Source organism: Erythrobacter sp. MTPC3 (assembly GCF_042854385.1).
Taxonomy (GTDB): Bacteria; Pseudomonadota; Alphaproteobacteria; order Sphingomonadales; family Sphingomonadaceae; genus Erythrobacter.
On record NZ_BTGP01000032.1, the window covers coordinates 1 to 1,341 of the forward strand.

A 1,341-nucleotide genomic window follows, 5' to 3' on the forward strand; every position below is an offset into this window, starting at 1 on the left:
TTGGTCGGGTGCAGTCTTCTGTCCGGCCTGTTTGTGCGGTCGAACATTTGACCACTGGCCATGATGGTATCCGCGAGCTGGGTCCCACTCTGCTTTGCAGGCTTTGATGCCTTGGACATTCAGCGGGGTGTCCCGGCTCCCGGTCTGACCGGTGCGCCATCATCTCTCATCGTCCTCGCAACCTCGTGAAGTCTGTCTCCTTCGTTCTATCTGTTCATGTGGCAGCCGCCCGCGCGGGTGCCTGATAGGTTCCGCCACGCGTCATGATGGCCCAGGCCACGCGCGCAGTGCGGTTCGCGGCAGCGACCGTGACGACGCGCGCCGGCTTGCGTTCGAGCATAGCGGCGATGCGTGGATCGACCGAGTCCGGTCTCGCTCTTGCCCGGCGGATCAGCGAGGTCATACCGATTACCAGCAGCCGGCGCAGATAACGGTCTCCCATGCGCGAGATCCGACCCATCCGCTCCTTGCCGCCCGAACAGTTCTGAAGCGGTGTGAGCCCGAGCGATGCTGCGAACTGCCGACCTGAGCGGAAGCGTTCGGGCTCGACGACTGAAGCGGCAAGCGCGCTCGCCGAGATTACACCGACACCCGGGATGGTTGCCAGGCGCTGGGACAGCTCGTTCGATCGGTGCCAAGCGAGCAGTTCCTTCTCAAGAGCCGCCAACTGGACCTGCAGTGCACCAATCTGATCGGCCAGGCTCTTCACGACCCGCTGGGCAAGCGTCGGCACCTCTGGGGCGTCGCCTGCCGAGAGCCGTGCGGCCAATCTCAGAGCATGGTGCAGACCGCGTGCCATCTCGATCCCGAACTCGGCCAGCAAGCCGCGAACCATGTTCACCAGCTGGGTGCGCTGCTTGACCAGTAGATCGCGCGTTCGGTGCAATGCCAGCGCCGCCTGCTGCTCCGCCGACTTCACCGGCACGAACCGCATGCTCGGTCGCATGACCGCCTCGCAGATCGCTTCGGCATCGGCAGCATCGGTCTTGCCGCGCTTCACATAGGGCTTCACGTAAGCAGGCGGCATCAGCTTCACCTTGTGCCCGAGCTTCGCCAGCTCGCGCGCCCAATGGTGCGACGTGCCGCACGCTTCCATGCCGATCAGGCACGGCGGAAGCTTGGCAAAGAAGGTCCGCACCTGCGCTCGTCTCAGCGCCTTGCGAACGACGATCTCGCCGGACGCATCAACCGCGTGAACCTGAAAAATGCTCTTGGCCAGATCAAGGCCGATCGTGCTAATCTCCATCATGGGTGGCTCCTTTTTGCTCGTGGACGCTCCGATAGCGTCCACACTTTGGCACTTAGATGCCGGGAGCGGGAGCCATCCACCCCATCTGCTTT

General features: G+C 63.5%; 1 protein-coding gene. It reads right to left on the reverse strand.

All coding sequences use genetic code 11. The annotated features are described in order from the left end of the window. Nucleotides 1–214 precede the first annotated feature (214 nt). Nucleotides 215–1,246, reverse strand: a complete 1,032-nt coding sequence (locus ACGHU1_RS16835; RefSeq protein WP_390588871.1) for an IS110 family transposase — start codon at nt 1,244–1,246, stop codon at nt 215–217. Between the last annotated feature and the right edge of the window lie 95 nt (nt 1,247–1,341).

Excerpts from the sequence above, each read along its gene's own strand:
- ACGHU1_RS16835 (WP_390588871.1), bottom strand. The coding sequence starts at position 1,246 with ATGGAGATTAGCACGATCGGCCTTGATCTGGCCAAGAGCATTTTTCAG.